This window comes from Streptomyces sp. NBC_00503, assembly GCF_036346895.1.
In the GTDB taxonomy this organism is placed as follows: Bacteria; Actinomycetota; Actinomycetes; order Streptomycetales; family Streptomycetaceae; genus Streptomyces.
In genome coordinates, this window is the sequence record NZ_CP107855.1 from 5960936 (window position 1) to 5984161 (window position 23226).

Annotated in this window: 17 protein-coding genes; 14 read left to right on the forward strand and 3 right to left on the reverse strand. The window is 72.5% G+C overall.

What is annotated here, in order from left to right; all coding sequences use genetic code 11:
• Positions 1–12 precede the first annotated feature (12 nt).
• On the reverse strand, positions 13–1566 hold the full coding sequence (locus OG490_RS27565) for an MFS transporter (RefSeq protein ID WP_330298952.1): 1554 nt from the start codon (positions 1564–1566) through the stop codon (positions 13–15).
• Positions 1567–1706: 140 nt separating this feature from the next.
• Between OG490_RS27565 and OG490_RS27570 the strand changes: the two genes are divergently transcribed.
• From OG490_RS27570 to OG490_RS27580, 3 genes are all read left to right on the forward strand, one after another.
• A complete protein-coding gene (locus tag OG490_RS27570) occupies positions 1707–2309 on the forward strand; it encodes a TetR/AcrR family transcriptional regulator (protein ID WP_330298953.1) in 603 nt (200 codons plus the stop codon).
• Positions 2310–2489: 180 nt separating this feature from the next.
• Positions 2490–3200 carry a ribonuclease HII gene (locus OG490_RS27575; RefSeq protein ID WP_330298954.1) on the forward strand — a complete coding sequence of 237 codons (711 nt, stop codon included), beginning with the start codon at positions 2490–2492 and terminating at the stop codon, positions 3198–3200.
• 59 nt (positions 3201–3259) lie between these two features.
• On the forward strand, positions 3260–3925 hold the full coding sequence (locus tag OG490_RS27580; protein ID WP_330298955.1) for a hypothetical protein: 666 nt from the start codon (positions 3260–3262) through the stop codon (positions 3923–3925).
• Between the two features lie 178 nt (positions 3926–4103).
• Here OG490_RS27580 and OG490_RS27585 read toward each other — a convergent pair whose 3' ends face one another.
• On the reverse strand, positions 4104–4733 hold the full coding sequence (locus OG490_RS27585; RefSeq protein ID WP_330298956.1) for a hypothetical protein: 630 nt from the start codon (positions 4731–4733) through the stop codon (positions 4104–4106).
• A gap of 429 nt (positions 4734–5162) precedes the next feature.
• Here OG490_RS27585 and OG490_RS27590 point away from each other — a divergent pair, with 429 nt between their 5' ends.
• The 8 genes from OG490_RS27590 to OG490_RS27625 all read left to right on the forward strand — a co-directional run bounded on the left by OG490_RS27590 (position 5163) and on the right by OG490_RS27625 (position 17939).
• Positions 5163–7322, forward strand: coding sequence for a RecQ family ATP-dependent DNA helicase (locus tag OG490_RS27590; protein ID WP_330298957.1), 2160 nt, complete (start codon positions 5163–5165; stop codon positions 7320–7322).
• 97 nt (positions 7323–7419) lie between these two features.
• Positions 7420–8697: a DUF4192 domain-containing protein gene (locus OG490_RS27595; protein ID WP_330298958.1), complete on the forward strand. Its 1278-nt coding sequence runs from the start codon at positions 7420–7422 to the stop codon at positions 8695–8697.
• A 242-nt stretch (positions 8698–8939) separates the two neighbouring features.
• Entirely contained in the window at positions 8940–10922 is a 1983-nt protein-coding gene (locus tag OG490_RS27600) for an amylo-alpha-1,6-glucosidase (protein ID WP_330298959.1), read from the forward strand.
• A 93-nt stretch (positions 10923–11015) separates the two neighbouring features.
• Positions 11016–11771, forward strand: coding sequence for an NUDIX hydrolase (locus OG490_RS27605; RefSeq protein WP_330298960.1), 756 nt, complete (start codon positions 11016–11018; stop codon positions 11769–11771).
• A 182-nt stretch (positions 11772–11953) separates the two neighbouring features.
• Complete coding sequence (locus OG490_RS27610) at positions 11954–13768, forward strand: ABC transporter ATP-binding protein (protein WP_330298961.1); 1815 nt, start codon at positions 11954–11956, stop codon at positions 13766–13768.
• A gap of 151 nt (positions 13769–13919) precedes the next feature.
• Positions 13920–14861, forward strand: a complete 942-nt coding sequence (locus tag OG490_RS27615; protein WP_330298962.1) for a FadR/GntR family transcriptional regulator — start codon at positions 13920–13922, stop codon at positions 14859–14861.
• A 447-nt stretch (positions 14862–15308) separates the two neighbouring features.
• Positions 15309–16880 carry an RNA polymerase sigma factor gene (locus OG490_RS27620; RefSeq protein ID WP_330298963.1) on the forward strand — a complete coding sequence of 524 codons (1572 nt, stop codon included), beginning with the start codon at positions 15309–15311 and terminating at the stop codon, positions 16878–16880.
• Between the two features lie 99 nt (positions 16881–16979).
• Positions 16980–17939 (forward strand): S1 family peptidase, encoded by a 960-nt coding sequence (locus OG490_RS27625; protein ID WP_330298964.1) that lies wholly within the window; start codon positions 16980–16982, stop codon positions 17937–17939.
• Between the two features lie 179 nt (positions 17940–18118).
• On the opposite strand, the gene OG490_RS27630 is transcribed toward OG490_RS27625, so the two are convergent.
• Positions 18119–18355, reverse strand: a complete 237-nt coding sequence (locus tag OG490_RS27630; protein WP_330298965.1) for a DUF7455 domain-containing protein — start codon at positions 18353–18355, stop codon at positions 18119–18121.
• A 446-nt stretch (positions 18356–18801) separates the two neighbouring features.
• Here OG490_RS27630 and OG490_RS27635 point away from each other — a divergent pair, with 446 nt between their 5' ends.
• From OG490_RS27635 to OG490_RS27645, 3 genes are all read left to right on the forward strand, one after another.
• On the forward strand, positions 18802–20922 hold the full coding sequence (locus OG490_RS27635) for a DNA gyrase/topoisomerase IV subunit B (protein WP_330298966.1): 2121 nt from the start codon (positions 18802–18804) through the stop codon (positions 20920–20922).
• 153 nt (positions 20923–21075) lie between these two features.
• Complete coding sequence (locus OG490_RS27640; RefSeq protein WP_330298967.1) at positions 21076–21624, forward strand: DUF485 domain-containing protein; 549 nt, start codon at positions 21076–21078, stop codon at positions 21622–21624.
• The gene (locus tag OG490_RS27645) at positions 21621–23213 is read left to right on the forward strand and encodes a solute symporter family protein (RefSeq protein ID WP_330298968.1); all 1593 of its coding nucleotides are present in this window, start codon (positions 21621–21623) and stop codon (positions 23211–23213) included. The genes OG490_RS27640 and OG490_RS27645 overlap by 4 nt, the downstream gene beginning before the upstream one ends.
• Positions 23214–23226 lie beyond the last annotated feature (13 nt).

The following is a 23226-nucleotide window of genomic DNA, read 5'->3' on the forward strand; positions in this document are numbered from 1 at the left end:
GGGACTGCGTGCTCAGGCGGCCGGACCGGCCTGGGCGGCGGCTCCGTTCAGCGCCTCGAGGTCGCTCTTGCGCACGCGGATCACCAGCAGGGCGGTGACGAGCGCGACCGCTGCCATGGCCACGGCCGCGATGAAGGCGGTGGCGATCCCGTGGGTGAGGACGATGTCCCCCCAGGGGTCGGGCAGTCGCCCGGTCTGCTTGACGGCCGCCACCTGATCCGGGTCGGCCTGCGCGAGGAAGGACGGGAACTGCTTGTCGCCCTCGTTGCGGCTGGCCGTGCCGAAGACGGTGACCAGGATGGACAGCCCCAGCGAGCCGCCCACCTGCTGGCTGGCGTTGAGCAGCCCGGAGGCCGCGCCCGCCTCGTGCGGGGCCACTCCGGAGACGGCGGTGAGGGTGAGGGTGACGAAGTTGAGGCCCATGCCGAAGCCGAAGAGCAGCATCGGCCCCAGCACTCCGGAGAGGTACGAGCTGTCGGGCTCGATGAAGGTCAGCCACGCCAGGCCGGTACCGGTGAGCGCGGAGCCGGTGATCATGAACGGTTTGGGGCCGAAGCGCGGGAGCAGGCGCTGGGAGGTTCCGGCGGCGGTGACGATGGCGACCGTGACGGGCAGGAAGCCGATGCCGGACTGGATCGGGGAGAAGCCCAGCACGTTCTGCACGAACTGGACGATGAAGAAGAACATTCCGAACATCGCCGCGGCGAGGCTCAGCATGATCACGTAGGTGCCGGTGCGATTGCGCTCGGCGAACATGCGCAGCGGGATGATCGGATCGGCGGCCCGGGACTCGATGAGGACGAAGCCCACGAGCAGGGCGACGGCGGCCGCGAAGGAGCCGAGGGCCACGCCGTCGCGCCAACCGTCCTGGGACGCGCGGATGAACCCGTAGACGAGTGCGGTCATGCCTCCGGTGGAAGCGAGCGCTCCGGCGATGTCGAACCGGCCGGGGTGACGCTCGGACTCGCTGATGTAGAGCGGGGCGAGGACCGCGATCAGGATGCCGATCGGCACGTTGACGAAGAAGACCCAGCGCCAGTCGAGCCATTCGGTGAGCATCCCGCCGGCCAGCAGGCCGATGGCGCCGCCGCCCGCGGAGACGGCCGCGAACACGCCGAAGGCGCGGTTGCGTTCGGGTCCCTCGGCGAAGGTGGTGGTGATCAGGGCGAGCGAGGTCGGGGAGGCGATGGCGCCGCCGACGCCCTGGAGGGCGCGGGCCGCGAGCAACTGCCAGGGTTCCTGGGCGAAACCGCCGAGCAGGGAGGCCAGGGTGAAGAGCAGGATGCCGGTCATGAAGACGCGGCGCCGGCCCAGGATGTCGCCCGCGCGGCCGCCGAGCAGCAGCAGTCCGCCGAAGGCGAGCGTGTAGGCGCTGATCACCCACGAGAGGTCGGTGGTCGAGATCGCGAGGTCGGTCTGGATGTGCGGGAGCGCGATGTTCACGATCGTCGCGTCGAGGACGACCATGAGCTGGCAGGCGGCGATGACGGCGAGCGCCACTCCTGGGCGCCCCTCCCGGCGGGCCGCGCCCGGTATCCGGGGTTTGGAGAGCTGAGGAGTTGTCACTGTGGATCCCCCCAAAGTGAAATAGTGAACGTATGCGTTCACAGCTCGTCCACCGTAGGGAGTCGGCCTTAGGGAACGCAAGCGTTCACTAAGGCTGAAAATGCGTGCGACGGACGTGAGTTCCGGGTGGAGGTAGGGCAGTGATGGGTACGCGCTGGTCAGCGGCGCCTTCGGGGCGCAGGCGCGGGCCCGAGCTCGAACGGGCGATTCTCGACGCCGTGTTGGAACAGCTGAGTACCAGTGGCTGGAACGCCCTCACCATGGAGGGCGTGGCCGCCGGTGCGCAGACCGGCAAGGCGGCGCTGTACCGGCGGTGGCCCTCGAAGGCGGACCTGGTGGCCGACGCGCTGTGGACGCGGCTGCCGCCGCTCGTCCAGATCCGGGACCTGGGGTCGATCCGCGAGGACCTCTACGCGCTCTGCGTGCGGATGCGCGACGTCATGAACTCGCGAGCCGGGCGGGCACTGAGAGCGGTGCTTCACGAGTGCGACCACGGCCATGCGGAGCGGTTCCGGGGCCTGATCCTGTCCGGCTTGCACGACCCGGCGCACCGCCTGATCGCCGAGCTGGTGCAGCGCGGGATCGACCGCGGCGACGTCCGGGCGGACGCGGGCGGCCCCCTCCTCGTCGAGGTGATTCCGGCGATGATGATGTACCGCGCGAAGGTGTGCGGGAGCGAATGGATGGACGTGGAGATCGCCGAGATGATCGACGAGGTCATGCTGCCGCTGCTCCGGGCCTGAGCGGGCACGGGCGCGGTCCGGGTGGCCGGTGCAGGCCGCCAAGGTGGCCGGGAGGGGGTCCGGGGGAGACCTGGAGGGGTCCGGCAGGGGGTCGGCGGGAGGCCCGGCGGAGGTCTGGCGCGGACCTGGCGGGGGTCGGGGTGTGCAGGCGGCGCGAGGCGGCGTAACCTTGCTGGCGCCATGCCGTATGAAGCACCCACACACACCGTCGAACGCTCCCTCCGTGCCACCACCGGCGCCAAGGTCATAGCCGGGGTCGACGAAGTCGGACGAGGGGCCTGGGCCGGTCCGGTCACCGTGTGCGCGGCGATCACCGGTCTGCGCCGGCCGCCCGCGGGACTCACCGACTCCAAGCTGCTCACCCCCAAGCGACGCGACGCGCTCGTAGGCGTCCTGGAGGACTGGGTCACCGCCTATGCCCTGGGTCACTCCTCCCCGGAGGAGATCGACGAGCTCGGGATGACCGCCGCCCTGCGCCTCGCCGCGGTGCGCGCGCTGGAGGCGCTGCCCGTGCGGCCGGACGCGGTGATTCTCGACGGCAAACACGACTACCTCGGTTCGCCCTGGCAGGTCCGGACGGTGATCAAGGGCGACCAGTCCTGTGTCGCCGTCGCGGCCGCCTCGGTGATCGCCAAGGTCCGGCGCGACCGGATGATGGCCGAAATCGGTGAACAGGGCGGCGGAATCGAGAACTTCGCTTTCGCCGCCAATGCCGGATACCCCTCGCCCGTGCACCGGGCGGCGCTGGAGGAGCAGGGCCCCACCGAGTACCACCGGCTTTCGTGGTCCTACCTGGACGCGCTGCCCCGCTGGCGCCACCTCAAGAAGGTGCGCCGCAGCGAGGAATCGATGGAACTGGAAAACGGAGGCCAACTCGGCTTCGATTTTTGATCGCACGTACGTGCCACCCACGGGTACGTTTCGTACCGGTGTTTGATAGATATCAACTCATGCCTCTCACCCCCGCCCCCGAGGAGCCTCAGATTCACGAGAGTGCCCAGGGTCCCCGCGTCACGCCGGCCGCGAGCCGCACCGCGCAGACCCCCCGCCCCGTACCTGGTCCGCGTCCCGCAGCCGTTCCCCGGCCCGGACGCCCCGGTCCCTCTCCCGCAGCGGCCGGCCGCGCGGGCAGTGCCCCCGGGCCCGTACCGCCCGCTCAGCGGGTGGCGCAGGCCGCCCCCGGACCCGTTCCCGCGACCCCCACCACCCCGTCCGTCTCCGCGGCGGTGCCGCAGGTCCAGCTGATCCCGGCATCCGCCGAGGGTGCGCTGGACGCGGCCGAGGAGGCCGTGGACCTGCTGCTCGACACCGGGCGCGCGCCCGGCGACATCCTGGTGCTCACCACCGGCGACCCGCACCCGTGGGCCGCGCACGAGCTGTCCTTCGGCGAGGCCGCGTACTGGGCCCTGCACGACGCCGGGGACGACGTCTTCTACGCGGACGCGGCGCAGGTACAGCGTGCCGCCGGCCGTCCCGTCGTGGTCCTCGCGGCCAACGGCGGACCGGTCGAGGCCGTCGCCGCAGCCCTGCCGGTCGCGCTCGCGCGAGCCGGTGCGCTCCTGATCTGCTGCGGCGAGCCGCAGCAGATCAACTCCGTGCTGGGTGCGGGCGTCTGACGCTCCGTACCCCGGCACGGTCGAGGGGCGGGGCGGGCGAACAGCCGGCCCTGCCGAAGTCCGAGGCCTGACCAGCCGTACGCCCGCTCCCGGGTGTACGGCCGTTGGGCGTTCCCGGGGTTCGTTCGCGCGGGGCCCAGCCCGGTCGGCGCGGGGCTCAGCCCCGTTTGTGCGGGGCTCAGCGCGCGGCGGCGCGGCGCAGGGCCTCGGGCGCTCCGCCCCCGGTGTGCAGGGCGATCGGGGCGAACTCGGCCGTCGCCCGGCCGAGCCGTTCGGGCCGGGAGTCCGAGCTGGGTCTGCGGCCGCCACGGCCTTCGCCGAGGACCTGCCAGCCGCCGCGGGTCAGCGTGATGTACGCGCCGCAGCGCAGCCCGTGCAGGGTGCAGGCGTCGCGCAGCCCCCACATCCAGGCCCCGTCCTCCTCGGTCCACCGCTCGTCGCCGTCGCGGCAGTACAGCAGCACCGCCGTCCGTACGGGGGTCCGCCGCCGCAGGTCGTGCGGGATGATCCGGCGCAGGCCGGCGAGCAGGGCGTTGCGGTACTCCCAGCCGTCGGCCGAGGCCGAGCGCGGGACGAAGGAGGCGCTCGCGACGAGCCGCTCCTCGGGTCCGAGCACGGCGATCACCGCGGTGGACGGCGCCGGGCTGTGCCGCGAGTGCAGCCCGCTGACGACCTCGCGCGGATTGCGCAGCAGGGGGACGCCGGACGAGGTCCACTCGGACGGTTCCAGCAGCCTGCCGTGCCGGCTGGCGCCGCCGGTGGCCGTTGACAGGGACGTGGTCGAGGGCGGGGCGAATCCGAAGGTCACGGTCCTCCCTTCGGGTACACGCCCGCGAACGGGCACGGCTGGGGTACGGGCGCCGGCGCGACCCAAAACAGTGCCGTCGAGCCGAACGGGAGCAGTGCAATTCTCGCGTGGCCCGTGAGCATGCGGCAACGAGCAATTGACGCCGCCGACCGGAATTCGCCGGTATGCCGTTCATATCCTTGCCCCGCCACGCCGTCGATGACTCATTCGGCACCGGCCGAACCGCCGGCACCAGCGGAAACACCTCGTTGCCCGTCAGTTTCGCTGCGGGTTCCGCAGGCGCGGCCGGGGGCCGGTGGAGGCCGTGCGACATCGTCCGAAAGCCGACGGGAGTTCCCCGGCGGCCGAAAGACCACCGAATCGTGTCCACGCCGGTGATTACGGTGCGTGAGCTGGCCGATTGTCATAGCCATCGGGTTGCATGGGGGCATGGACACCCTGGAGCTCCGCACCGAAGCCGACACCATCCTCGCCGAGCTCGTCGGCGACCCCGGGGGTTCGGCGCGGCTGCGGGAGGACCAGTGGCAGGCGGTGTCGGCGTTGGTCGAGGAGCGCCGGCGGGCCCTGGTGGTGCAGCGCACGGGCTGGGGCAAGTCGGCGGTGTACTTTGTCGCCACCGCCCTGCTGCGCCGGCGCGGCGCCGGCCCCACCGTGATCATCTCGCCGCTGCTCGCGCTGATGCGCAACCAGGTCGAGGCGGCGGCCCGGGCCGGCATCCAGGCGCGCACCATCAACTCCGCCAACCCGGAGGAGTGGGACACGATCTACGGGGAGGTCGAGCGCGGCGAGACCGACGTCCTCCTCGTCAGCCCGGAGCGCCTCAATTCCGTGGACTTCCGCGAGCAGGTGCTGCCCAAGCTCGCGGCCACGACGGGCCTGCTCGTCGTCGACGAGGCGCACTGCATCTCCGACTGGGGCCACGACTTCCGCCCCGACTACCGCCGGCTGCGCGCGATGCTCGCCGAGCTCGCCCCCGGTGTGCCGGTGCTGGCCACCACGGCGACCGCGAACGCGCGGGTCACGGCCGACGTGGCCGAGCAGCTGGGCACCGGAGCCGGTGAGGCGCTGGTGCTGCGCGGCACCCTGGAGCGGGAGAGCCTGCGGCTGGGCGTGGTCCGGCTGCCCGACGCGGCGCACCGCCTGGGCTGGCTCGCCGAGCACCTGGACGGGCTGCAGGGCTCCGGGATCATCTACACGCTGACGGTGGCCGCGGCCGAGGAGGCCGCCGCGTTCCTGCGCCAGCGCGGCTTCAAGGTGGCCTCGTACACCGGGAAGACCGAGAACGCCGACCGCCTGCAGGCCGAGGTCGACCTGCAGGAGAACCGGGTCAAGGCGCTGGTGGCGACTTCAGCGCTCGGCATGGGCTTCGACAAGCCCGACCTGGGCTTCGTGATCCACCTCGGCTCGCCGTCCTCGCCGATCGCCTACTACCAGCAGGTCGGCCGAGCCGGCCGCGGCGTCGAGCACGCCGACGTCCTGCTGCTCCCGGGCCAGGAGGACGAGGCGATCTGGCGCTACTTCGCCGATACCGCCTTCCCGCCCGAGGCCCAGGTCCGCCAGACCCTGGCGGCCCTCGCCGATGCCGGACGGCCCCTGTCGGTTCCGTCCCTGGAGGCCGCGGTGGACCTGCGGCGCACCCGGCTGGAGACGATGCTCAAGGTCCTCGACGTGGACGGGGCGGTCAAGCGGGTGAAGGGCGGCTGGACCTCCACGGGCCGGGAATGGGCGTACGACTCGGAGCGGTACGCCTGGGTGGCCCGCCAGCGGGCCGCCGAACAGCAGGCCATGCGCGACTACGTGAGCACCTCCGCGTGCCGGATGGAGTTCCTGCGCCTCCAGCTGGACGACGAGGGCGCGACGGCGTGCGGTCGCTGCGACAACTGCGCGGGCACCTGGGCCGATGCCTCCGTCTCGGCGGAGACGCTGACGGGCGCGGCGAAGGAACTGGACCGTCCGGGGGTGGAGATCGAACCGCGCCGCATGTGGCCGACGGGGATGTCCGCGCTCGGCATCGACCTCAAGGGCCGCATCCCGCTCAAGGAACAGTGCTCCACCGGGCGCGCCCTGGGCCGGCTCTCCGACATCGGCTGGGGCAACCGGTTGCGCCCGCTGCTGGCCGACGGCGCACCCGACGGTCCGGTCCCCGAGGAAGTCCTGCAGGCCGCGGTGGCGGTCATCGCCGACTGGGCGCGCTCCCCGGGCGGCTGGGCACCGAACGTCCCGGACGCCTCCCCGCGGCCCGTGGGAATCGTCGCCGTCCCCTCGCTGACCCGCCCGCAGCTGGTCGGATCCCTGGCCCAGGGCATCGCGACCATCGGCCGCCTCCCGTTCCTGGGCACGCTGACGTACACCGGGCCGGAGGGCGCGCACCCGGCCCGCCGCAGCAACTCCGCCCAGCGCCTGCGCACGCTCTCCGGGACCTTCGCCGTCCCCGAGGAGCTGGCCGCCGCCCTGGCGGGCTCGCCCGGCCCCGTCCTGCTCGTGGACGACTGCACCGAATCCGGCTGGACCATGGCGGTCGCCGCCCGCCTGCTCCGCCGGGCGGGCGCCGAACGGGTGCTTCCGCTGGTGCTGGCCGCAGGCGGCTGAGGCAGGCCGGTCGACCTCGCCGCAGCCGCTGACGCGGGCCGGTCCGGGGTTATCCACAGGGGTTTCCGGATTCGGCCGGACACGGGACCTTCGGTCCATGACGAACAGCCACGAAGCACACAGCCCGTCCGGCCGGTCTGCGACCAGCCCGTCCGGAACCACCGACGTCGCCCCGATCACCCTGCGCAGCCCGGCCGAACTGGCCGACGCGCTGCCCTACATGCTCGGCTTCCACCCGACCGACTCCCTCGTGATGGTCGCCGTCCACGGAGAGGGCGGACGCTTCGGCGGCAGGCTCCGGGTCGGCATCCCTGAGTCCTCCGCGGAATGGGAGGACACGGCCCGGCAGGCCGCCGAATGCCTGGTCGGCGGCAGCACCCGGCGCGGTGCCAAGCCCGACGGCATCGTCGTCTTCCTCTGCCAGGACCCGCGCGGGGACGAGAGCGGGCAGCGCGTGATGACACGGCTGCGCCCGCTCGCCCAGCGGATCCGGCTGGCCTGCGGAGCCCTGGACGTACCCGTCCTGGAGGCGCTGTGCCTCTCCGCCGGGCGGTACTGGTCCTACTGCTGCCCCGACGAGCGCTGTTGCCCCGCCGAGGGCAGCGTGCCCGCCCCGCCCGGCACCTCCGTGATGGCCGCCGCGGCCACCTTCGCGGGGCTGCAGGTCCGGGGCTCCCTCAAGGAGATCGAGCGGCGCCTGACACCGCTGCGCGGGACGGTCGCCGAGGAGATGGAGCGGGCCCTTGACCGGGCGGCCGCCGCCCTGGTGCCGAAGATCCTCGACGGGGCCACCCGGGAGGAGGTGGGCGCCGAGACCGTGGTCCTCGCCCGCGCCCTGATGCAGCGCATGACCCTCGCCCCGCCGGCCGAAGCCGGCCCCTGCGCCGACGACCGGGACGACGCGCTGCTCGGCCACGACGAGGCCGCCTCGCTGATCCTCGGCCTCCAGGACCGGGAGATCCGAGATGTCGCCGCCGAGTGGATGGAGGACGAGGAGGCCGCCCCCGCCCTGCGGCTGTGGCGGGCCCTGGCCCGGCGCTGCGTCGGGGCCTACGGGGAGCACGCGGCGGCCCCGCTGACCCTGGCGGGCTGGGTCTCCTGGTCCACCGGGGACGAGCCGACCGCGAGGATCGCGCTGGGGCTGGCGCTGCGGGCGGACGGCGAGTACCGCTTCGCGCAGCTGCTGCACCACGCCTGCAACGAAGGGATCGACCCGGAGGGGCTGCGGGAGTGCCTCAGGCAGGAGCGGCGCCGCCGGGAGCCCCGCAGGGGCCGTCAGGCGGCCGGGGGCCGACGGGGTGTCACCAGGCCCCCCGGCCGCCGCAGTCGGCCCGCTCGCCGCGAATCCGGCCGCACGGTCGGGGGAGAGCAGTGAGGGCCCGGGCCCGGGGGCTGCGGCGCGCTCTGCCGCCCGTGCCGCCCCGGTGGCGGCTGATTCCGGGAGCGGTGTGTTCGGTCCTGCGCCGGCGGCTCGGGCCACGGCCGGGTCTCCGATGGGCGCAGCCACCGCCGGGGCCCGTGACCCGGGCGGGGGTGGGGGCGTTGCCCTGGGGGGTGGTGGGGGCCCGGCCGCGCCGCCGCCCAGCCGATCCACCCGGAGCGCAGACAAGGCGTCGCATGCCCCACCCCGTACCCCCGGCCCGCGTACCACCGTCCCGCAGGCCCGACCTGCCGCCCGTGCACGGTGCCGTCATCTGTGTCGCCGCGCCCTGCCTGGTCATCTCGCCCGAGCACGGCCAGCTCACCGGGCAGGGGATCGACGGGATCTACCGCTCCGGCCGCAGGCTGCTGTCCCGTTGCGTGCTGCGGATCGACGGCCGGGATCCGGTCGCGGTACAGGGGCGAAGCCTCGGCGCGGACCGGGCCGCCTTCACCGCGACCGTCCGCACCGGAGCCGAGGCCGGGCCCGACCCCGATGTCGGTGTGGAGCGGATCCGGCACGCCGACGGCACCGAGCGGATCACCCTGCGCAGTTTCACCACCCGGCCGCTGCGGATCCCCGTGGAGGTCTCCCTCGGCACCGATTTGGCGGAGCTGGCCGAGGTGGCCGCCGGTCGGGCCGGGCCGGAACTGCCCGCCGGGGTGCACGCCGCCGGGCTGCGCTGGACCAGCGGGGAAGCCCAGGCCGTCACGGCGGCCGAGCCGGCTCCGGACGACGCGCTCGCCTCCGTCGGGCTGCTGCGCTGGCAGCTCGAACTGGGCCCCGGCGAATCGCGCACCATCGAGCTGCGGACCACCCGGGACCGCGCGGCGCGGGCCACCGCCGGGCAGGTGGCGAATCCGCTGTCCGACGCCCGTGCGGAGGGCGACGACCCCAGGGCCGAGGCCTGGCTGCGCACCGGGATCGAGGACCTCGGTGCGCTCCTGCTCAGGGATCCGCGGGATCCCGCCGACGCCTATGCGGCGGCCGGGGTGCCGTGGCGGCTCGGACTGGCCCCGGCGGAATCCCTGTGGGCGGCCCGCATGGCCCTCCCGCTCGGCACCGGACTGGCCGGAGCGACCCTGCGCGTCCTGGCCCGGACCCAGACCGGGGGCCGCGGTGGCGACGCCGGGAAGATCCCGGGCCCCCTGCGCGGAGCCGGGCCGCAGCTGCCCCCCGGCTGCACCGGGACCGAGGCGACGCTCGCCTTCCCCGTGGTGCTGGCCGAAGCCAGGCGCTGGGGGATGCCCGAGGCGGAGGTGGCCCAGCTCCTCCCCGCCGCCGAGCGGTGCCTGGACTGGCTGCGGGGGGCCCTGGGGGAGGACGGGTTCCTGGCCGATCCCGACCCGGGACCGCGCCGCTGTGAAACCCAGGCCCACGCCCATCGGGCCGCGCTGCTCGGCGCCGATCTGCTCGACGGGTGCGGGCGGCCCGGAGCCGCGGAGTGGCGGGAGTGGGCGGCCGCCCTGCGGGAGCGGTTCGCAGCCGGGTTCTGGGTCGGCGGCCCCGACGGGGGACGGCCCGCGGCGGCCCTGCATCCCGACGGGCGGCCGCTGCCCCGGCTGACGGGGGCCGCCGCCCACCTGCTCGACACCGGGCTGCTCGGAGGCGGCCGGCTCGCGCCGGGACTGCTCGACCGGGTCCGTACCGAGCAGCTGGCGCGGCTGCTCGGAGCCCCAGCCATGGACTCCGGGTGGGGGCTGCGGAGCATGGCGGTCCGCGAGCCGGGCCACAACCCGTTCGGCTACCGATCGGGCGCGGTACGGCCGTACGAGAGCGCCGTCGCGGTGGCCGGACTGGCCCAGGCCGGCTGCGAGAAGGAGGCCACCGCACTGCTCAGGGGCCTGCTGGACGCGGCGGAGAGCTTCGGGTACCGCCTCCCGGAGATGTACGCGGCCGAGCAGCGCACCGCGGGCAGCGCTCCGCTTCCGCATCCGGCGGCCTGCCGCCCGGCGGCGGTCCCGGCGGCCGCCGGGATCCACGTGCTGACTGCACTGGCCGGGATCCGGCCGGACGCCCCCGCAGGCACGGTCGCCCTCAACCCGCTCCCCGGAGCCCCGCTCGGCGAGCTCCGCCTCTCCGGTCTCCGGGTTTCCGGGGAACCCTTCGCCGTGCGGATCAGCCGCCTCGGCCTCGGAATGGTCGAGGAGGCCGCCGATGCGCTGCAACTGGGCGGCTGAGTCCGGTCCGGCCGCACCGCGCGGCTTCCGGTTCCGTGATCCGAGGATCACCAAAGCTCTGTTTATCGTCAGGCAGACGACTATGATCGCGGCATGTCGCCCTACGACCCGTCGGCCTTTCCGCCCTTCGCCGTCACCGTCGACCTGGTCGTGCTCACCGTGCGGCGCCACGCGCTCTGCGCGCTGGTGGTCCGGCGGGGCGAGCAGCCCTTCCAGGGACGCTGGGCGCTGCCCGGCGGCTTCGTGCGGGGAGACGAGGACCTGGCGGCGGCCGCGGCCCGTGAACTGTCCGAGGAAACCGGTCTGTGCACCCAGGACCCGGCTGCCGGGGCCACTCCGGGCGTGGGCAACGGGGCCCATCTCGAACAGCTGGCGACCTACGGCGATCCGAAGCGCGATCCGCGCATGCGGGTGGTCAGCGTGGCGCACCTGGTGCTGGCTCCGGACCTCCCCGCGCCCCGGGCCGGAGGCGACGCCAACAGTGCGCGCTGGGCCCCCGTGGAGGAACTGGTCGCCACCGAGGGCCAGACCGGCGGCGGACTCGCCTTCGACCACGAGCGGATCCTCGCCGACGGGGTCGAGCGGGCCCGCTCGAAGATCGAGTACTCCTCCCTGGCCACCGCCTTCTGCCCGCCCGAGTTCACCGTCGGGGAGCTGCGCCGGGTCTACGAGGCGGTCTGGGGCGTGGCCCTCGACCCCCGCAACTTCCACCGCAAGGTCACCGGCACCCCCGGGTTCCTGGTGCCCGCCGGGGGGACGACGACCCGTCAGGGCGGTCGGCCCGCACAGCTGTTCAGGGCGGGCGGGGCCACCCTGCTCAACCCGCCGATGCTGCGCCCGGAAGTCTGACCCGCAGGCACCGGCACCGGCGCCGGGCCCAGCGCCCGCATCGACATCGGCACCCGCATCAGCGCCTGGTCCGACACGAGCGAAGGCCCGTGTCAGATCCACTGAATATCGGACATATCGCGTTATCTTGTTGGCGGTACTCACGCTGCCGCAGAGCGGTCTCACCCCCCGCGAGAGAAGCGATGCTCCAGGCCATCGGACTGACCAGCAACCCCCGTCGAGACCTCCCGCCCCTCGTGGACGACCTCACCTTCGAGGCCCGCCCCGGGAGCGTGACCGCGCTCCTCGGCGGCCCAGGATCGGGCAAGACCACCGCGCTGCGGCTCATGCTCGAACTCGAACCCGGCCGCGGAGTGACCTACTTCCGCGGGCGCCCCCTGCACCGGATCCCGCATCCGGGCCGCGAGGTCGGCGTGCTCCTCGGCGACCTTCCGGGCAACCCCTCGCGCACCGTCCGGAGCCAGCTGCGCATGCTGTGCGCCGCCGCCGGCGTGCCGGCCTCCCGGGCCGACACCATGCTGGAGGTCGTCGGTGTCGCGGGCCTGCGCGATCAGCGGCTCGGTTCGCTCTCGCTCGGCATGGAGCGCCGGGTCGCCCTGGCCTGCGCGTTGCTCGCCGACCCCTGCACGCTGGTCCTCGACGAGCCCGCCGCCGGGCTCTCGCCCCGCGAACGGAGCTGGCTGCACGGTCTGCTGCGCGGGCACGCCTCCCTCGGCGGAGCCGTGCTCTTCACCACCGAGGACGCGAAGGAGGCCGCCCGCAGCGCCGACCGGGTCGTCAGCATCGAGGCGGGCCGGCTCGTCGCCGACCAGGACGCGGCGGAGTTCGCCCGGACCCGGCTGCGGCCGCGGGTCGCCGTGCGCACCCCGCACGCCGCCCGGCTGGCCGACGTACTGGGCCGGGAGGCGCGGGCGACCCAGCGCACGGTGGAGATCGTCGAGGAGAGCGGCAGCCGCCTGTCCGTGTACGGAAGCAACTGCGCCGAGATCGGCGAGGCGGCCTTCCGCCACGGGGTGCTCGTCCACCAACTCGCCGACGAGACCGGCGATGCGGGAGCCCCGTCGCTGCCGCGCGCCCGAGCCCGCGCCGATGCCGCATCCGGAGCCCCGGCCACGGGCGCCGACGGGGCACCGGCCGGGCCCGGCGAGGCGGGTGCGGGCTCGGACGGCGACGGGCGCCGGCACCACGCCCGCTCCAGCGGGCCCGCCTCGGTCGTGCGCAGGCTCGGCGGCCCGCTGCGGCCCCTGCGCTACGAGCTGCACCGGGTCTTCGGCACCGCCACCCCCGTCCTCACCGCCGCCTTCGTCGTCGCCGTGTCCGTCCTCACGGCGCTGGTGCTCGCCCGGGTCGGCCACACCGCGCAGAACCGGCTGCTCGCCGCCTGGCCGGAGCTGCTGCCGCTGCCTCCCGCAGCTCTCGGCGCCGGACTGCTCGGAGCCCTCGCCTTCGGCGAGGAGTACCGCTACCCCGCGCTCGCCGCCGACCGGGGCACCGTCCCCCGCCGGCTCGGGCTGCTCACCGCGAAGCTCGGGGTCAGCGCGGTCCTCGCGCTCCTGCTCGGGATCCTCGCGGTGAGCGCCGACGCCGCCGCCCTGACGCTGGTCTTCGGCAGCGGCCCGCTGCGTACGCCCGTGGAGTGGGTTTCCCCGGCCGCGAGTTGGGCGGGCCTGCTCATCGGCTGCGCCTGGTCGGGGGTGCTGGCCTCCGGAGCCTTCCGGTCGGCCTCGGCCGGTCTGGCCGCGGTGCTCGCCGTACCGGTGATGGTCGTACCGCTGGTGCGCAAGGCGCTGGACGGTCCGTCCGCGTATCCGGTGAGCGGCCTCGCGCAGCGGTTGCGGGCCCTGGCCTGGGCGCAGTGGCCGCCGGAGGCGGACCGCCTGGTTCTCGGGGCGCTGCGGGTGATGGCCCAACCGGTCGGCACCGCGCTGGTGTTGTCGCTGATGGTCCTGTTGTGCGCCTATGGGTTCACAGGACTGCGCGGCCGCGTTCGGTTGTGAGGGATCGTTGGTGACCGTTCCGATGCGGGACGGCACCCCAACGGGACCGTTGCGGTCCACATCGAGGGTGGCGGACCGCAACTCCCCGTAAAAAGCCCGGTTCTTTACGATAAGTCGTCAATTGCGTAGGTGGCACCGATCACCCTTTCGTGTGCTTTTCACCAAAGACCTCAAGGGCGGTGGAGACGAGGCCGACAAAGGATTCGTGAGTACCCTTGCGCACACCATGATGACCGCCGCCCGCCTCGCCGACTCCGGCCTCGCCGGCTCGGGCGAACTCGACCGCTACCCCTTCGCGGAGGCCTCCGGGACCGACCGCGTCGGAGTGCCCCACTGGGACGGATCCGACATCGAGTTGAGCCGGGTCGGCCGGCGCGCGGCAGGCAGCCGCGGCCGCGGACTCCACGGCCAACTCGTCCAGCAGCTCGGCCAGATGATCGTTTCCGGAGACCTCGGCGCCGACCGCCCGCTGGTCCCCGAGGAGATCGGCCAGCGTTTTGAGGTCTCCCGTACGGTCGTCCGCGAATCGCTGCGGGTCCTGGAGGCCAAGGGCCTCGTCAGCGCCCGCCCGAACGTCGGCACCCGGGTCCGTCCGGTCGCCGACTGGAACCTGCTCGACCCCGACATCATCGAGTGGCGCGCCTTCGGCCCGCAGCGCGACGACCAGCGCCGCGAGCTGGGTGAGCTCCGCTGGACCATCGAACCGCTCGCGGCCCGCCTCGCCGCCGGTCACGGCCGTCAGGACATCCAGCAGCGCCTCGTCGACATGGTCGAGATCATGGGCCACGCCCTCGGCCAGGGCGACTCGATCACCTTCGCGCGTGCGGACAACGAGTTCCACGCGCTTCTCATCCAGGTCGCGGGCAACCGCATGCTGGAGCACCTCTCCGGCATCGTCTCCTCCGCCCTCCAGGTGTCCGGCAGTCCCGTCACCGCCTGCGACCGCCCCAGCGAGACCTGCGTCGCGCACCACGCGCGGATGGTCGAGGCCATCGCCGCCGGCGACGCGATCGGCGCGGAGAACGCGATGCGCCAGCTTCTGACGGTGCATCCGGAGGTCGAGCGAGTGGTCCCCGCCCCGCGCGAGCACTGACGGGCCCACGGGCTCGGGTGTGCGGGGGTGTGGGGATGACGGGCGAGCTGCCGACGTGTCGCCGGGCCCCGGGGGAGGGCCCGGCGGCTTCGGCGTCGGGGCCCGGCGGCCCGGAGCCCGGCGGCGCCGCTCCCGAGCAGTCCTCCGGCCCCCGAAACGGGGCGTGTTCGGACACACCGGACCCACATTTATGACCGTATGACCGGCATGGCATCAAACGGGGTGTGACTCGGGCCACGAAGATTGGGCGTAACGCTCCGCGAGGTCACGCGATGACCTAAGAGGTGATGGCCGACGGAGGGAAGACAGCAGCCCTTGGGGGTGCTGTACAGCTCCCCGGCCCCTGCCCGCGCCGCCGGCCCATCCCCAGTCGGTGGTCGTCGGCTCCGGTCCAGCACCACCAGGCCCGGGGTCGGAAGCCGTTTCCATCGTTCCGAGAGGTTGTTCGTGTCGGCCAGCACATCCCGTACGCTCCCGCCGGAGATCGCCGATTCCGAGTCTGTGATGGCGCTCATCGAGCGGGGCAAGGCCGAGGGGCAGATCGCCGGCGATGACGTGCGTCGGGCCTTCGAGGCTGACCAGATTCCTGCGACCCAGTGGAAGAATGTTCTGCGCAGCCTCAACCAGATCCTCGAGGAAGAGGGTGTGACGCTGATGGTCAGTGCCGCGGAGTCGCCCAAGCGCACCACCCGCAAGAGCGTCGCAGCGAAGACACCCGCCAAGCGGACGGCCACCAAGACGGTCGCGGCGAAGACGGCGGCCGCGCCGGCCGTCGCTGCGACGGCCCCGGAGAGCGAGGTGGCGGCCCCGGAGACCGCCGACGCCCTCGCGCAGGAGACAGCGACCGAACCCGCCGTGAAGAAGACGGCGGCGAAGAAGACGGCTGCGGCCAAGAAGGCCGCGCCCGCCAAGAAGACCGCCGCGAAGAAGACGGCGGCGAAGAAGACCGCCGCCAAGAAGGACGCCGACGAGGCCGGCGACGACGAGGCCACGGAAGCGGGAGCGGCCAAGGCCGAGTCCGAGGAGGAAGAGGACGGCGGCGAGAGCAAGGGCTTCGTCATCTCGGACGACGAGGACGACGCCCCCGCGCAGCAGGTGGCCGTGGCCGGCGCCACCGCCGACCCCGTCAAGGACTACCTCAAGCAGATCGGCAAGGTCCCCCTTCTCAACGCCGAGCAGGAGGTCGAGCTCGCCAAGCGCATCGAGGCGGGTCTCTTCGCCGAGGACAAGCTGGCCAACTCCGACAAGCTGGCGCCCAAGCTCAAGCGCGAGCTGGAGATCATCGCCGAGGACGGCCGCCGCGCCAAGAACCACCTGCTGGAGGCCAACCTCCGCCTCGTGGTCTCGCTGGCCAAGCGCTACACCGGCCGCGGCATGCTCTTCCTGGACCTGATCCAGGAGGGCAACCTGGGCCTGATCCGTGCGGTCGAGAAGTTCGACTACACCAAGGGCTACAAGTTCTCCACGTACGCCACCTGGTGGATCCGCCAGGCGATCACCCGCGCCATGGCCGACCAGGCCCGCACCATCCGCATCCCGGTGCACATGGTCGAGGTCATCAACAAGCTGGCCCGCGTCCAGCGCCAGATGCTCCAGGACCTGGGCCGCGAGCCCACCCCGGAGGAGCTGGCCAAGGAACTCGACATGACCCCCGAGAAGGTCATCGAGGTCCAGAAGTACGGCCGCGAGCCGATCTCCCTCCACACCCCGCTGGGTGAGGACGGCGACAGCGAGTTCGGCGACCTCATCGAGGACTCCGAGGCGGTCGTCCCGGCCGACGCCGTGAGCTTCACGCTTCTGCAGGAACAGCTGCACTCGGTGCTGGACACGCTGAGCGAGCGGGAGGCCGGCGTGGTTTCGATGCGCTTCGGCCTCACGGACGGCCAGCCCAAGACGCTCGACGAGATCGGCAAGGTCTACGGGGTCACCCGTGAGCGCATCCGCCAGATCGAGTCGAAGACCATGTCGAAGCTCCGTCACCCCTCCCGGTCCCAGGTGCTGCGCGACTACCTGGACTGAGCCCCGCCGAGGACCTTCTCCGGTGGCCGCGCGGGTGCGCACGGCCACCGGGCGTCCCACTCTGGGTGGAGTCATGCACACTCGGAGTCAGGAGGCCTCATGCGTCGTCCCTTTGCCCGTGTCCTGGCGGGAGCGCTGACCTTGGTCGCGGGAGCGGCGGCGGCCCCGCTGAGCCAGGCGCCGCGAGCAGCGGCGGACAGCGTGGTGATCGGCGGAAAGCCGGTGAAGGTGGCCGATGCCCCGTGGGTCGTGGCCCTCGCGAGCCGTGACCGGTTCGGGGGTACGCGGGGCGGGCAGTTCTGCGGGGGCGTCCTGGTGGCCCCGACCAAGGTACTGACCGCGGCGCACTGCCTGGGGCGCCAGGTGCTGGGCGGCCCGGTCGAGTCGGTCCCGGACTTCCGGGTGATCACCGGGCGTACGGAGCTGCGTGCGGACGACGGCCGGGAGATCGCAGTGCGTTCCGCCCGGGTGAACCCCGGCTACGACCCCGGTAGCAACGCGGGCGACCTGGCCGTACTGGAGCTGGGCGAAGCCGTGCCGGCGCAGCACGTGCTGCCGATGGCGGACCCGGGGCATCCAGCGTACGCCGCGGGGACCGAGGCGGCCGTGTACGGCTGGGGCGACACGAGCGGATTCGGTGACTACGCCTACGCGCTGCGGGCCGCCCGGGTGACGGTGCTGGCGGACGAGGTCTGCGGGCGGGCGTACCCGGGGGATGCCGACGGGCAGTACCGGGCCGACTCCATGCTGTGCGCGGGGGACCGTGAGGGCGGCAAGGACGCCTGCCAGGGGGACAGCGGCGGCCCGCTGGTGGCCCAGGGGCGGCTCATCGGGCTGGTGTCCTGGGGGCGCGGCTGCGCCCGGGCGGACAGCCCCGGGGTGTACACGCGGATCGCTCCGCTGATGGGGTTCGTGGCCGACTTCCCCACCGGCTCGCAGACGGGCCGGCGCGAGCGGACCCGTCCAGATGCCCACGGAGGGCTGGGAACGGGCGTACGGCCCGCCCAGGGCCCCGGGAGGGGCCTTCTGGCGGGGGACCGGCCGGCGCCCAAGCGCTGAGCGCGGCCCCGATGTCGGGCCCGGCCTGGCGCCGGGTCCGGTCCCGCCGTGGATCCGGGTCCGGGAGCGGCACCCGGTCCCGGGCATGAGGACGGGCGGTACCCCTGGGTCTCAGAGGTCCCGCCCGTCGACCGGTCTGGCCGGTCCTGGCTCGTCGGATGCGAGGTATAGGCCTTGTGTCAGCGGTCCTCGGGGTCGGCTGCATTCGCCGCCGGAGCGGACGTGAGCCGCTCGGTCTCATCCTGTATTTCCGCGGCGATCTTCTTGAGTTCCGGCTCGAACTTGCGCCCGTGGTGGGCGCAGAAGAGCAGTTCACCGCCGCTCAGCAGGACGACGCGCAGATATGCCTGGGCGCCACAACGGTCGCATCGGTCAGCGGCCGTCAGCGGGGTCGCGGGTGTCAGAACAGTAGTCACGTCGCCTCTTCTCTAGCTCGACGAGCTGTCGTACCAGGGTCAACATCCAACCAGGCCGAAAACGTTCCCGCTCGCGGCTTTTCCTCGAAACTTCCTTCCGAAGCTGGCCGGCCGTTGCCGGTTGGCGGCGAAGGAGCCGTATTGCGTTGCTTTACGGTTTCGCGTTGTCAGGTCGTTCGCTTGTCGCAGTTCTGCCCTCTCCGGCTGAGTGCCGGTTGTTCATGAGGACGTGCCCGAACACTAAATGGTTCATGCGTGGAAGGGAACGTGATGTTTGCTTCACTCCCACGAGGGATCGAACACTCGTGCGGATCTGCACTAGGCTGACGAAGAGGCTGGGGTGGCGTTGCATCGGCTCTACCAGGCCTCGGTACCCTTCCAGCGGCAGCCGAGCCACCACTGCGCCCGACCGGGCCAGAAAAGAAATTCAGCGAGGAGCGAACTGCGTGACCGCCGACACGTCCGTGCCTTCCAGCGCACTGCTGACCGGAGCAGACCGGGACGGCTCCAACTACACCGCGCGGCACCTGCTCGTCCTCGAAGGACTGGAGGCCGTCCGCAAGCGCCCCGGCATGTATATCGGGTCCACCGACAGCCGTGGCCTCATGCACTGCCTGTGGGAGATCATCGACAATTCCGTCGATGAGGCCCTGGGCGGGTACTGCGACCACATCGAGGTGATCCTCCACGAGGACTCCTCCGTGGAGGTCCGGGACAACGGCCGCGGCATCCCCGTGGACATCGAGCCCAAGACCGGCCTCTCCGGCGTCGAGGTCGTCATGACCAAGCTGCACGCCGGCGGCAAGTTCGGCGGCGGGTCGTACGCGGCCTCCGGCGGCCTGCACGGCGTCGGCGCGTCCGTCGTCAACGCCCTCTCCGCCCGCCTCGACGTCGAGGTCGACCGCAACGGCGCCACGCACGCCATCAGCTTCCGGCGCGGCGTCCCGGGCATGTTCACCGAGCAGGGCCCGGACAGCCCCTTCGACCCCGACAACGGGCTGCGCAAGGGCAAGCGGGTCACCAAGGGCAGGACCGGCACCCGCATCCGGTACTGGGCCGACCGGCAGATCTTCCTCAAGGACGCCAAGCTCACGCTGGACACGCTCTACCAGCGCGCCCGCCAGACCGCCTTCCTCGTCCCGGGCCTGACCATCGTGGTGCGCGACGAGCGCGCCCTCGAAGGGGCCGGCAAGACCGAGGAGACCTTCCGCTTCGACGGGGGCATCAGCGAGTTCTGCGAGTACCTCGCCCAGGACAAGGCGGCCTGCGACGTGCAGCGCCTGACCGGCACGGGAACCTTCAAGGAGACCGTCCCGGTCCTCGACGAGCGGGGCCACATGACCCCCACCGAGGTCACCCGCGAGCTCGGCGTGGACATCGCGCTGCGCTGGGGCACGGGGTACGAGACGAACGTCAAGTCGTTCGTGAACATCATCGCCACCCCCAAGGGCGGCACCCACATCTCCGGCTTCGAGCGCTCGGTCACCAAGACCGTGAACGAGGTGCTGCGCTCCGCGAAGCTCCTGCGCGTCGCCGAGGACGACGTGGTCAAGGACGACGCGCTGGAGGGCATGACGGCGGTGGTCACCGTCCGCCTCGCCGAGCCGCAGTTCGAGGGCCAGACCAAGGAGGTGCTCGGCACCTCGGCGGCCACCCGGATCGTCGCCGCCGTGGTCGCCAAGGAGCTCAAGGCCTTCCTGACCTCCACCAAGCGCGACGACAAGCAGCAGGCCCGCGCCGTGATGGAGAAGATCGTCGCGGCCGCCCGGACCCGGATCGCCGCCCGTCAGCACAAGGAGGCGCAGCGTCGCAAGACGGCGCTGGAGTCCTCCTCGCTCCCCGCCAAGCTGGCCGACTGCCGCAGCGACGACGTGGAGCGCAGCGAGCTCTTCATCGTCGAGGGCGACTCCGCGCTCGGCACCGCCAAGCTGGCGCGGAATTCTGAGTTCCAGGCCCTGCTGCCCATCCGCGGCAAGATCCTCAACGTCCAGAAGTCGTCCGTCTCGGACATGCTCAAGAACGCCGAGTGCGGGGCGATCATCCAGGTCATAGGAGCCGGCTCGGGCCGGACCTTCGACATCGACGCCGCCCGGTACGGGAAGATCGTCCTGCTCGTGGACGCCGACGTGGACGGCGCGCACATCCGCTGCCTGCTGCTCACGCTCTTCCAGCGCTACATGCGCCCGATGGTGGAGGCGGGCCGGGTCTTCGCCGCGGTGCCCCCGCTGCACCGGATCGAGCTCGTCCAGCCGAAGAAGGGCCAGGACAAGTACGTCTACACGTACTCGGACAACGAGCTGCGCCAGACCCTGCTGGAGTACCAGCGCAAGAACATCCGGATCAAGGACTCGATCCAGCGCTACAAGGGCCTCGGTGAGATGGACGCGGACCAGCTGGCGGAGACCACGATGGATCCCCGCTTCCGCACCCTGCGGCGGATCAACATCGGCGACCTGGACTCGGCCGAGTCGGTCTTCGACCTGCTCATGGGCAATGAGGTGGCCCCGCGCAAGGAGTTCATCACCAGCTCCGCCGCCACCCTGGACCGCTCGCGGATCGACGCCTGACCGCAGCGGGCACCACCGGAGCACTGGCACACCGATGGTCTTCACTCCATCACCTGATGGAGTGAAGACCACCGGGACACCAGTCCGGAAACCTTCCCTCCCGCACATCCTTGTGGGCACGCGGCCAATGCGGCAGCGGACAAGGAGAGTTCGGTGGACAAGCACGAAGGTCGTGATGCCGGAACGATCCGGCTGGACGACCCCTGGTACGACGCACTGGCCGTCGGGTGGGGCGAGGGCGCGGGTGCCGGGGTGGGCGAGGGTGCGGGCGGCGAAGCGGGTGGCGGTGCGGAAACGTCACCGCCGCGGTTCGCCGCCGCCGCACCGCACACGCCCGGCGCGTCCGACATCTACCTCGAAGTGCAGCGCAGCGCCGCCTTCCAGGAGGTGCGCGGCCGCTACCGGAGGTTCGTCGTCCCCGCGACCGCCGGCTTCTTCCTCTGGTACGTCGCCTACGTGATCGCGGCCACCACGGCACCCGGCATGATGGCCCGGCCCGTGGTCGGCTCCGTGAACGTGGCCCTGCTGGCGGGCCTCGGCCAGTTCCTCAGCACCTTCCTGCTCACCTGGGCCTACGCCCGGCACGCCCGGCTGCGGCGCGACCGCGCGGCCCTGGACCTGCGCTGGACGGTCTTCGAGCAGGAGCAGGTGCGCCGGGCGGACGCCAAGGAGCGCGACCGGACCCGGGGGGCGGGCCGGTGACCAGCGAGCACCAGGCACTGGCGCTGATCCTGTTCAGCGTCTTCATCGCCGTCACCCTCGGCATCACCACGTGGGTCAGCCGCAACCGGCACGGATCCGCGGAGGAGTTCTACGCGGGCGGACGGCTCTTCTCCCCTCTGGAGAACGGTTTCGCCATCGCGGGCGACTACATGTCCGCCGCCTCCTTCCTCGGCATCTCCGGCCTGATCGCGCTCTTCGGCTACGACGGCCTGATGTACTCCGTGGGCTTCCTCGTCGCCTGGCTGGTCGTGCTGTTCCTCGTCGCCGAACTCGTCCGCAACTGCGGCCGCTTCACCCTCGCCGACGTGGTCGCCGCGCGGATGAGCGAGCGGCCGGTACGGATCGCCGCCGGGACCTCGTCGGTCGTGGTCTCGGTGCTGTACCTCGTCGCCCAGATGGTCGGCGCGGGCAGCCTGGTGGGCCTGCTGCTCTCCGATTCGGGCCGGGCCGCACGGACGCTGACCGTGATCGGGGTCGGCGCGCTCATGGTGATCTACGTGTCCTTCGGCGGCATGCGGGCCACCACCTGGATCCAGATCGTCAAGGCCGTACTGCTCATGGGCGGGGCGATCACCCTGACGGTGATGGTGCTGCTGCGCTTCCACGGGAACTTCGACCAGCTGCTCAGCACCGCCGCCGACCGCAGCGGGCACGGTGCCCGGTTCCTGGGGCCGGGGCTGAAGTACGGCGGGGACTGGACGGCCCGCGTCGACTTCATGAGCCTGGGCCTCGCTCTGGTGCTCGGCACGGCGGGGCTGCCGCACATCCTGTCGCGCTTCTACACCGTGCCCACGGCACGGGCGGCACGCCGGTCGGTGGTGTGGGCGATCGCGCTGATCGGCGGCTTCTACTTGATGACGATCGTGCTGGGCTTCGGGGCGGCGGCGCTGCTCGGGCCGGAGCAGGTCAAAGCCTCCAACGCTTCGGGGAACACGGCGGTTCCGCTGCTCGCGGCCTTCCTCGGGGGCGGTGCCGAGTCCACCGGGGGCGCGGTGCTGTTCGCGTTCGTGGCGGCCATCGCCTTCGCCACCATCCTGGCGGTGGTCGCGGGGATCACCCTGGCCTCGTCGGCCTCGGTCGCGCACGACCTGTACGCCTCGCTCAAGCGCCGCCACGCCCGCCAGCGCAGCGAGGTGGCGGTGGCCAGGGCGGCGGCCGTCGGGATCGGGGCGATGGCGATCGCGCTGGGGCTGCTGGCGCAGGACCTGAACGTGGCGTTCCTGGTGGGACTGGCCTTCGCGGTGGCGGCCTCGGCGAACCTGCCGGTGCTGCTGTACTCGCTGTTCTGGCGCGGCTTCACCACGCGGGGCGCCGTCTGGTCGGTGTACGGGGGCCTCGTCCCGGCGGTGCTGCTGGTGGTGCTCTCGCCCGTGGTCTCCGGCAGTCCGGAATCCCTGTTCCCTGGCGTCGACTTCCAGTACTTCCCGCTCCAGAATCCGGGCATCGTCTCCATCCCGCTGGGCTTCCTGGCGGGCTGGCTGGGCACGGTGACCTCCGCGGAGGAGGCGGACGAGCGGCTTCACGCGGAGACGGAGGTCAGGTCGCTGACGGGAGCCGGAGCGGTGTGAGGTCCCGGCCCGG

What these genes read in the sequence shown, in the direction of transcription:
- OG490_RS27575 (WP_330298954.1), top strand. Translation starts at nt 2,490, where the DNA reads ATGCCGTATGAAGCACCCACACACACCGTCGAACGCTCCCTCCGTGCC.
- OG490_RS27580 (WP_330298955.1), top strand. Translation starts at nt 3,260, where the DNA reads ATGCCTCTCACCCCCGCCCCCGAGGAGCCTCAGATTCACGAGAGTGCC.
- OG490_RS27590 (WP_330298957.1), top strand. Translation starts at nt 5,163, where the DNA reads ATGGACACCCTGGAGCTCCGCACCGAAGCCGACACCATCCTCGCCGAG.
- OG490_RS27595 (WP_330298958.1), top strand. Translation starts at nt 7,420, where the DNA reads ATGACGAACAGCCACGAAGCACACAGCCCGTCCGGCCGGTCTGCGACC.
- OG490_RS27600 (WP_330298959.1), top strand. Translation starts at nt 8,940, where the DNA reads ATGCCCCACCCCGTACCCCCGGCCCGCGTACCACCGTCCCGCAGGCCC.
- OG490_RS27605 (WP_330298960.1), top strand. Translation starts at nt 11,016, where the DNA reads ATGTCGCCCTACGACCCGTCGGCCTTTCCGCCCTTCGCCGTCACCGTC.
- OG490_RS27610 (WP_330298961.1), top strand. Translation starts at nt 11,954, where the DNA reads ATGCTCCAGGCCATCGGACTGACCAGCAACCCCCGTCGAGACCTCCCG.
- OG490_RS27625 (WP_330298964.1), top strand. Translation starts at nt 16,980, where the DNA reads ATGCGTCGTCCCTTTGCCCGTGTCCTGGCGGGAGCGCTGACCTTGGTC.